The following is a 9,922-nucleotide window of genomic DNA, read 5'->3' as shown; positions in this document are numbered from 1 at the left end:
GTCGCTGACCGAGCAGATGGACACCACGACGCCGCAGGGGGAATTCCTGTTTCATGTCTTTGGCGCTCTGGCGCAGTTCGAGCGTTCGCTGATCCAGGAACGTGTGCAGGCAGGTCTGGCGGCTGCCCGTCGGCGGGGCAGGCGTGGCGGCCGACCGGTGGTGATCGATGCCGAGAAGCTGGCGGCGGTGATCGCGGCGTTGGACGCTGGTGCCACGAAAGCGTCGGTCTGCCGCACTTTCGGCATTCCGCGGAGTACGCTGGTCGACTCTCTGGCACGGATCGGCTGGTCTCCTGTCCTCAACAGGCAGGAGGGAGGGACCAGTGGGCTATCGACGGATATTGACGGGGGAACAGATCGCACAGTTGTTCGACCCGCCGACTGATCGGCCCGGCATAATTCGTTACTACACGCTGTCTGCTGCGGATCTTGCAATGATCCGGCGCGGACGGGGCGATCATCACCGTCTCGGTCTGGCTCTCATGCGCTGTTGCCTGCGGTATCCCGGCCGGCCGCTGCATGCCGGCGAGATACCCGATCCTGCTCTGGTCTCGTTCGTCGCTGCACAGATCGACGTCTTGCCGGATTCCCTTGGTGCTTATCCGAGGGTGGATCAAAACCGACGCCGGCATTCGGCGGCTTTGCAGGATCGCCTTGGCTTGCGGCCATGGGGGCCGCGCGTGGCGGCGGACCTTGCCGACTGGCTGCTGGGGTGTGAACCGCGCCGGGATTCCCGGCGCGGTTCACACCCCAGGCTCCGTCCCCGTAGCCCAGCCCTTCAACCAGCCAGCCACGGAAATGCTCGAAAGCGACCGTCGCTTCCAGAACCTCCAGCGGGTCTCCCGTCTTGCTCAGACGCTCAAGAGGCTCCGAAAGCCCGAATAGCGACCACGCCTCCAATTCACGACCGTCTCAGTGAATCACGAATTCAACAACTTTCACAGGGTTAGAGCACGTTCCGATCAGATGGAGTCATCTGATCGGATAAAGATGCTGGTTTTATCAAAAAGATAGAGAACGAATCCGATCCGGACGGATCGGTAGACGCTCTAATGCAAGTGTCCAGCTTGAATCAGATTTCAACCGCTTCCGGTACCCCAGCGATTCAGATGGTTCAGCTACCGCTCTAGCTGTCCGCCCGCCGTGCGACGGTCACTGTCATCTGGTGCGGTCATGCCATACTGGCTGATGAACACGAGATCGGTCTTTGCAGATGCCGCAAGTTCGAATCCAGGGGTTGAAGCTTCACTGGTGATTTTGTGGCCAGGTGAGGCTGGGAAAGCCAGAATACGCTCACCGCATTGATCGATACGCAGCTCACCAGCCGCATCCGAAGTGATGCCAGCAGATCTTTTCGGCCGGGTCGATCAATCCATCTGCATGGTCAGCGACCGGGAGAACGATACTGGTTGACTACGGCGTCGGGCCGGATGCTCTGCGTTGCGCAGCCCGTCCGGCCCTGCGGCATTGAACCGGAGGACCCACGCCCTCACGATCTGCGGCGTAACATGGCCCAACCGCGCTGCCTCCGCAGCGTGTGCCACCATCGTAGATGGCGGCAAGAGCCAGCAGGCGCCGGACCTGAGCTGCCTCCTTGCTGTGCCGTGCCAGGCGGCGAAGGATGGCAGCGTCAAAATCAGCACGAAGAGGGACAGGGCGGGTCATGATGAACCTTCGAAGACCAGAAGCCTTGAATCACACCACGCCGCATGACCTTATTTATCTTGGTTTATTTTTTTATTCCAGGAATAATCAGCGCCTGAATGACTGTTTCTGCATCCGGCAACGAATTCACCAAAAGCTTTTCATGGGCCTGGAAAGATTTAATGGCCGCCTGCGTTTCTGTTCCGTAGTTTCCATCAGCCGGACCATTAAGAAATTTATGTTTCTTCAGAAATTCCTGAAGTTTTTTCATTGTATTTTTTCTGATATTTACCGATTTACCATCAAAAGAGACTGTCATGAGAGACGATGATTTGGTCAGCTTGATCGACGAAAACAATTTTAAGATTGAGTTTGTCACGCCTTCAACATTGTCTTTGCTGTTTTTTGAACAAACATTCAAGACAAGGTTGGTAACTGCAACGGGTGACTGTATCGCCATAATGTCAAAGGTATTGTGATCGACGCGGTTAAGAGCCGTGATGTATCCCATCAGCCAACTCGATAATTCCGCGCGCACAGCGGCGTGGCCATGCTGAATGGCCCCAACGGTCTCTGCGCATGACGTCGCTCCGATACCATTCACCGCGAAATTGCCCTTGGCGTCCGCTGCCTGGGCAGCGTGCGAAGCCAGCCAGCCGCAGGCAAGCGCGATCGTAGTGGCCTTAACGAGACGAGAAGAACGCCAATCCATCGATTAACTCCAAGACCTTACGAGTAAAAAAGAGGGGAAGCAAATGCTTCCCCTCCGAGAGAGCTCTGGGACAATTAGTGAGCAACAACCGTGTTGATCGCACTATTGCCTGTTGCGCGGGCAATGATGCTGTTGTTGCCAACATTCACGGTGCTGCCGGTCGCACCAGGCGCGCCGGTGGTTGCGCCAAATGCGTTGTAGGAGGCGGTCGCGGTCACGTTACCCGTATTGGTCTGTGCATTCTGCAATGCATTGGTGGCATTGCCGCTGTTCAGCCCGGAAAGGGTCAGCGTGTTTTGTGCAGAGTTACCGAAGGCGTTCACGTTGACGGCATTACCCGTCACGGTCACGCTGGTGTTCTGGACTTGCGTCGTACCGCCAGCAAACCCGTTCAGAGCCACGCTGAACTGGCTGGTAGGCGCAGTGGCACCGAATGCAGCACTGGTTGCACTGACGGACCCGCTATTGGTCTGCGAGTTCAGCGCCACGTATTGCGCCGTCACAGGAGTTGTGCCCCCAGCCGAAGCGCCGGCTGCCTGTGTACCAAAGTTGGCCGTCGGCAGAGCGTTCAGAGCATTCACGGCGGAGTTGCCTGCGGCCTGCACATTCAGTGCATTGTTGGTCACCGCAATCGACGATCCGGACGCAGCAGCGGTAGTTGCAGAGCTGCCGGTCAGGCTGAACTGGACGTTCGAGGTGCCTGCCGCAGCAACCGAGTCGCTGTTCGTCTGGTTGTTGAGGATGGCTGCAGGTGCGTTCACCGTCGAGCCGCCCAGATTGAGCGTGTTCGATGCGGTATTGGCGATAGCGCTAGCCGTCGTCGTGTTGCCATTCAGGACGGCAGTGCTGCTCTGCAGACCGGAGCTACCGGCTGTGTCGTTGTTGTAGACATTGCTATTGGCCTGGGCGGTCACACCATTGGTCGCACCGGACGATGTCTGCGTATTATTCAAGGCATACGCCGCATTCACAGTCTGGAGATTGGTCGTGATCGATGCCGCAGCAGTGGTGGCATTGTCGAGAGTCGTCGCGTTTGCCGTCAGCGTGTTGTTGGCGCTGTTGGCATTTGCCGTAGCAGTGGTCGTGTTGCCGTTCAGTGCCAGGCTGGAGTTGCTGCCAATGGCACCCGGCGCACTGATGGTCTGACCAACCGACGACGATGTCGTGCTGCTGGTGGCCACCGTACCCGCGGTTGCAGTCACGTCACCGGTTGCATTCTGGCTGGAGATCAATGCGCCCGAAGCCGCATAAGTACCCTGTGAATTCTGCGAGATCGTGCCATTCACCGTCAGCGCGGTCGTCGCGGTATTCGCCTGTGCCGTAGCGTTCAGCGCATTGTTGGACACGCTGAGAGTCGACCCGGAAATCGTCGGCAAGGTCGCGGAGCTGGTAATCTGTGCTCCACCGTATGCGCTGGCCGTTGTGGCCGAAGCATTGGTCTGCGCGTTCACCGCCGACAGGTCGGCCGTTGCGGTTTGAGAGGTCGAAGTAACGGTTGCGCTGCTCTGGGTTCCCGCAAGGGCGCCACCATTCACGGTATCCGCCGTCACCGCGACCGTGGTGTTGCCGACGTTACCCTGTGCGACCGCACCGTAGTTGTTGCCTGTCACCGACAGGGTGCTGTTGGTCAGATTGCCACCTGTCTGAATATTCGCAAATGGCGTCGTGTTCAGGGCCGGAACAGTAATGGTTCCCGCCGTCGCTACAGTCTTCGCCCCCGAAGAAATACTAAACGTTGTTCCCGTCGGGAATGAGAACGTGGACGCAGACGTTCCTGAAGTCAGCGTCACGGTGCTGCCCGAATAGGTGACAGTACCGGTACCAGACGCCGAAATTACAGAAGCCAATTGTGCCGGCGTAAGGCCAGTGCCTGTAGTGCTGAATGAGATAGTCTGACCAGCAGGAACAGAAAGCGTGTTACTTGTAGTTGAAATCGTGCTTCCCGTGTATGATCCAGTGAGACCCGTAGTAGACGTAACAGCAGGCGAACCGGCATTGCCGATGGTCGCCGACGTACCACCGCCACTGGTGATATTCTGGACATTCAGCCCACCAACAGAGCTGGTGAGAACCGCAACCGGTGTAGCGGCGGTGCCGACCACCAGATTGTTCGACGCGCTGTTGGTTGTCGCCGCGGCATTGAAGTTGTTGCCCTGCGCCTGCAGGGTCGCGTTCGAAACCGCACCCGAGCCACCGAGGCTGAGGTCCGCGCCAGTCTGCGACTGGGTTGCCGAGACGGTTGCAGAGGCCGTCTGCGTGTTGACCACGCTGAAGCCTGTGTTCACCGACGCCGTGGTTCCGTTATACGAAACAGGTGCAGTGGTCGGCGCCGCGGCGGTCTGACTTGCATCGACCAGGTTTGTGCCGGTGACCGTCAGATTATTGGCCGAGGCGATGTTGCCTGTGGCCTGGGCAAGCGAGGCGTTACCATTCACGCTCAGGGTCGATCCGCTGACCGTGCCCGCTCCTAAGGCGGTCGTGAGATCAAACAGACCATTGGTCGCGGAGGCACCGGTGACGGTGCTGGTGACCGTACCGCTCAGCGACGAGGTATTGGCGACCGTCGCCACGGGCAGGAAGGTTGCCGCCGGTGTTGCGCCAGCGGTCGGCTGCGCCAGATCGGTCACCGACACGTTTGCAACGTTGCTGGTCTGGTTGCCATAGCCCGCTGCCACGAACTGATTATTCGTGTTGCTGACGGTCGAATTGCTGACATTGCCCGAACCAAGGCTGATGCTCAGCGGGGTCGTCGTCGATGCGCCGGCCGAGACATTCGCCGTTTCGGCCTGGCTATTGAACAATGCCAGCGCGGCATCAGCGCTATTGGTGCCAGACGCCAAAGAGACGGCCGTCGCGGGGGCGGTCGCCGTATAGACGTTGAGACCGGTCGAGGTGGCATTCAGCGTGTTGGAGTTGGCGTTGCCATATGCCAGAGACCGCAGAACATTCCCGTTCGTCCCGCCAAGGGTGATCGAGGAGTTCTGGATTGCAGTATTCGCCGTGGTGTTGGCGGCAATTTCGACCGTCGGGTTTGACAGCGTCGACGTTGCGCCGCTCATGTCGGTCTGAACGCTCGCAAGGCCCGCGGATCCAGCCAGCTGGTCTGCATTCACGGTCAGTGCGTTCGCCGCATTATTGCTCTGTGCGATCGCCTGGGCCGTGTAGGTTCCAGCAGCGCCCGACAAGGATAGCGTATCGCCGCTCAGCGTCGTGCCATTGGCCGTCAGGGTAACCGCGTTGCTCTGATTGGTCGCCGTAACTGCAGAGCTGCTGGAATATTGGTTGTTGCCAACAGACAGACCGGCCGCCGAAGTCAGCGTGGTCCCATTATACGTGAGGCCGGCCAGCGCGGCAGTGCCGCCATTGGGGTAAGCATTCACGTTGGTGCCACTGACTGTCAGAGCATTGCCTGCACCGCCGGTCGCGCCCGTGGCGTTATTGCCAATTGCCGTTGCGCTCGTTCCGTTGCCCGTGAGCGCCAGCGTCGAATTGCTCACCGTTGCCGTCGAGGATGCCGCCGATGTGCCGTTGGTGCCAGCGGTCAGCGAGATCGTGTTGCCGGAATTTTTCGAATTCACAGCCGATCCGGTCGCGGTCTGCAGGCTGTTGATACCCAGAAGGCCGTCGATCGTGGCGGCATTGGCACCAGAGCTCGGAACCGTAACGGTATTGGAAACGCTGTTGTTCGTTGCCGTCGCGTTGATGCTGTTGGAGGTTCCGCTGACCGTCGATCCGCTGACGTTCTGGGCAACCGTCTCAATGGTATTGCTCGTCACCGAAGTCTGGCCGGCAACCGAGTTCACCTGGGACTGCAGGTTAGCGATACCGAAATCCGCCTGCAGCGTGTTTGTCGGTCCAGTTGCCGCAACGGAGGTGTTGACCTGCGTGGTCGTTGCCCCAGCCAGGTTCATGGTACCGGCGAGTTCAGCAACGTTTGTCGCGGTGTTTCCGGTTGCGCTTCCCGTAATGGCATTGCCGGACTGAGTCAGGCTCCCATTGGACAGCGTGATCGGATTGTTGGTTGTAGCGCCAGACGCAACCGTCGCACTGATAGTATTGCTCGACGCATCACTCAAGGGAGTGACTGTTGCCGGCGCCGCGGTCTGGCTGTTGGTCTGCAGATTGCTGACCAATGCGCTGCCGTCTAGGCTCGGGGCGGAGCCCGACGCAACGGACAGGGTGCTCGTGGCTGTATTGCCCACATACGCGGCCGACACCGTATTATTGGTCTGCGCCACGGTAAGGGACGGAGTCTGCGCAGTTGTTCCTGCAGATGAGTTTACTGCGAGGTTGACAGTGTTGCCGGTCGTCGAGGCCGCGCTTGTCGTGGCAATCGAATTATTGGCCTGCGCATTGCTCAGTACAATATTCGCAGATGCATCGAGGGCATTGGTCGCCGGGGTGCCGAGATTTAGAGTAGAGCTACCCGCCGCACCCTGTCCAACATATGTCACGGGAACGGCGCCGCTTACCGTGGTATTGCTGGCGTTTCCTGTGGCCGACGAGGAGATCGCGTTTGCGCTCTGCGTGAGGCTGGAGCCGCTTACGACATCGGTAGAAACGTTTTGCAGCGTATTGCTGGAGGCCGTTGCATTTACGGCGACATAATTGGTCCCCGTCCCCGGAGGAGCTTGCGTGGTCGCGTTATTGGCCTCCTGGACCAGGACCGACAACCCATTCCCCGTCGTCCCCGCAGTCGTGCCGCCGATCGCTGCCAAATCAACTGTATTGGTCAGCGTGTTGCCGGTGGCAACGGCACTAATCGTGTTGGCGGTGGTGGTTGAGGAATTAGAAACAGTACCGGTGCCACCTGTCCCCGTAAAGGTCTGCCCTGCGGTCAGGTTGGTTGCGTTTGCCGTAATTGCCAGGTTCGACGTTGCGGCTGAAGACGGCGTATTTTGCGCCTGGAAATAGTTAGCAACATAGCCAGTTGCCGACCCCTGACCTGCGACGACACCACTCGTCGTCACTGTAGGGGCAACGGTGGTCGTAGCAGTCTGCGCCATGACCGGACCACCATACACCACACCGAGCAATATAACACTCGCCGCAGTCGATCCGAGAAGACTTCTTCTCAGCCTTGCATTTTTCAAAGCTCGCTCCCGTTCCAAAATAAGCCTGTTTTAGGAAACATAATACTTACTGATTCTTAATAGAATTTATAATAAACTTAGAGTTTTAATTAGCTTTATTTTGTATTATTTAATAGTAACTAATGCGACCTTTTGCGAACCCGATCCATCCTGATAAATGGCACTATCAGTATCGGATGGCGCCCATTGGACAGTGATCACCGGGGCAGTCATACCGTGGGTCGAAAGCCCGTCCTGCAGCGAGGCAATCCTCGCTTTGATCAGATCAGAACGCATAGAGGGCGACCAATTCTCATTTGCCGGCGCAGTCAGCTCGACAGTAACAGGGGCTTTTGCCGCCATCTGGGCGATCCGGGTCAGCAAGCCACCATCCCCGGCGGGGATCGCCGCCGAACCGAAATCGAAGCTCAGCTTCATGGGCGCACCGGCACTACCTGGAAGTGGCTTGGCAATCGGTTGCTGTACGCCCGGTGGGACAGGTGGCTGGATGAGCTTCACATGATTGGGCGTCTTGCGAAGCTGGCTGGCAGTCTTCTCCGAGATTGCATCACGGACTTTCTTCAGACAGGGAAGCGGGCTCAGATGTTCGGCCGCCGCCACCAGATCAAGCGTACCTTGTTCCAAGGTGGTTCGAACACCCAGCTCCAAAGGCTCTTGATTTTTTGCGCCAATATTGACATCCCACAGATCGCTGCCGAAGAACCTGAATATCCCGGCGCTCACCTGATAGCCGACAATCTGCTTCTCCAGGCTGATGGTTTTGACGATCTGCGTTGTCTGGGTATCAACCAGATCAAGATCGATCGCGACATTCTCGGTAAAGGTGGTGGCCGAAGGACCGGACAGGTTCTGCATAACCTGCACCCCGCCGCTTTGGATGTTGTAATTCAGCTCGGTAATGCCACCGATGATATAATACTGGGACCGGAGGATCGTTCCACCATAGTACGGCATCCATGGCACAGCGTGCGGGCCCGGCTGCAATATGTGCAGGCGGCCATCCCCCAGCTGGCGCTGGTTGGTATAGCCAAGCTCCATCTGGGTGATGTGCGGATCAACCCGTTCGACCTGCATGATAGCGTTGCCGAGATGACCCAAGGCCGTTTCAACCATGAGCGAGCCACCCTGCGTGATGGCATTGCCTTCGTTGATGTTGTATCGACCTGTATAATCTTTGACGTCACCAACAGCGAAGGTCAGGCGCGGTTTGTTGTCACGGACGATTTCGTCAGCAAGACAGGCGAAAGCAGGATCGACCGGGGTCAGATTGTATCTGACCTTTGGCCCCAGCACGATCGGTGCTTCACCAGGCTCAACGCGCTGCATGCCAATTGACGCGCAACCGGCCAGCACCTGACTGGCGAGCACCAGCAACGCCGTGCTGCGCAGCATGTAGCTGCGCGGTGAACGCCGGATGGCTGGGCGAGGTTGAGGCATCAGATCCATGACCCGACGCTGCAGAGGGACAAGACGATGAGGAATTATCTGGGACATGGCTAATTCAGCGACCCAGTTCCAACAGAACATGCATTACTATTACTGACTGACGCACTCTGCGTCCCCCCATTGGTTTGGGTATTGTTGAGTGCTTGAGAATACGTGCCGCTGATCGACGTGCTCGTCGAGCCGTTCAGGACCGTCCCCACAGCACCGCTATTCGTTTGACCCGTCGTGGTGAGCGGCGTTCCGGCGGTTGATGCCGACAGCGATGACTGAGTGGAACTTGAATTGCCTATCGCACTCGGTGTGGCCCCGACAGTACTCGGGGAGCCGGCGGTCGCGGCGGTCGTACCCGAGTTTCCATAAGTGGTTGGGGCAACGTTACAGTTGGTTTGCTTTGCTATGTTTGTTGTACTGTAGGAATTATAGAGAGGGGAATGATACATTCCTGCCTGTTTTTGCAAAATTATGCTTTCCACCGCGCCCAGATTGGCGAGATCGGCAGGCGTTGGGAGTTGATATGGCGAATCGGTACCAAACCCATTCGCATACGCAGAACCGGTAAGTCCCACGATGACAGCAAACATTACAGCGAGTTGACGCCGCTTTTTTTTCAACATCACTGATGCCCTAATATCCTCCAAATTCCATAGACGTATCACGGACAGATTGCATGATTTATTATTCTATATTTTGCGTTATTCTATGTCAGAAAAATTTCTCGTTAAATTAAGCGACAATTTTATATATTTTATCAATATAAAAATTTGGCGCGATTTATATTACATTTAGATAAAAGTGAGTTCTATCCATCCAGCTACCATCAGCCCCCCCTGCTCAGAAACCCGCTAGGCTCTGGACTCAACTGATCCAAGATGTGACGGCGAGGACGAGGCATATCCCTGCGAGGAAATTTCGTGCGGTTTTGTCGTAGCGTGTGGCGATGGCGCGCCAGTCCTTGAGCCTGCAGAAGGCGCGTTCGATGAGATTGCGCTTTCTGTAGGCGACGGGGTCGAAGGGCGGAATGGCGCGG

5 protein-coding genes and 2 pseudogenes are annotated in these 9,922 nt (G+C 57.4%); 2 read left to right on the top strand and 5 right to left on the bottom strand.

Annotated features, from left to right (window positions below; genetic code table 11):
* The coding region (locus B7Z76_RS14860) for a recombinase family protein (RefSeq protein WP_291344944.1) at positions 1-385 on the top strand (385 nt) is incomplete at its 5' end.
* Positions 324-710: pseudogene (locus tag B7Z76_RS16355) on the top strand (DUF4158 domain-containing protein); the annotation flags it as partial. The gene B7Z76_RS14860 and the pseudogene B7Z76_RS16355, both read left to right, overlap by 62 nt.
* Before the next feature lie 729 nt (positions 711-1,439).
* Here the strand turns inward: B7Z76_RS16355 and B7Z76_RS14850 are convergent.
* The 5 genes and pseudogenes from B7Z76_RS14850 to B7Z76_RS14830 all read right to left on the bottom strand — a co-directional run.
* A pseudogene (locus B7Z76_RS14850) lies at positions 1,440-1,665 on the bottom strand (helix-turn-helix domain-containing protein); the annotation flags it as partial.
* 64 nt (positions 1,666-1,729) lie between these two features.
* The gene (locus B7Z76_RS14845) at positions 1,730-2,356 is read right to left on the bottom strand and encodes a peptidoglycan-binding protein (RefSeq protein ID WP_174501805.1); all 627 of its coding nucleotides are present in this window, start codon (positions 2,354-2,356) and stop codon (positions 1,730-1,732) included.
* Positions 2,357-2,430: 74 nt separating this feature from the next.
* Positions 2,431-7,326 (bottom strand): S-layer family protein, encoded by a 4,896-nt coding sequence (locus tag B7Z76_RS14840; protein WP_291344942.1) that lies wholly within the window; start codon positions 7,324-7,326, stop codon positions 2,431-2,433.
* Positions 7,327-7,554: 228 nt separating this feature from the next.
* Positions 7,555-8,841, bottom strand: coding sequence for a CsgG/HfaB family protein (locus B7Z76_RS14835; protein ID WP_174501786.1), 1,287 nt, complete (start codon positions 8,839-8,841; stop codon positions 7,555-7,557).
* A 909-nt stretch (positions 8,842-9,750) separates the two neighbouring features.
* Positions 9,751-9,922: transposase (locus tag B7Z76_RS14830; RefSeq protein ID WP_291344946.1), on the bottom strand; the 172-nt coding region annotated here is incomplete at its 5' end.

Source organism: Acidiphilium sp. 20-67-58 (assembly GCF_002255515.1).
Lineage (GTDB): Bacteria > Pseudomonadota > Alphaproteobacteria > Acetobacterales > Acetobacteraceae > Acidiphilium.
This window is presented reverse-complemented; position numbering and strand designations above follow the sequence as displayed.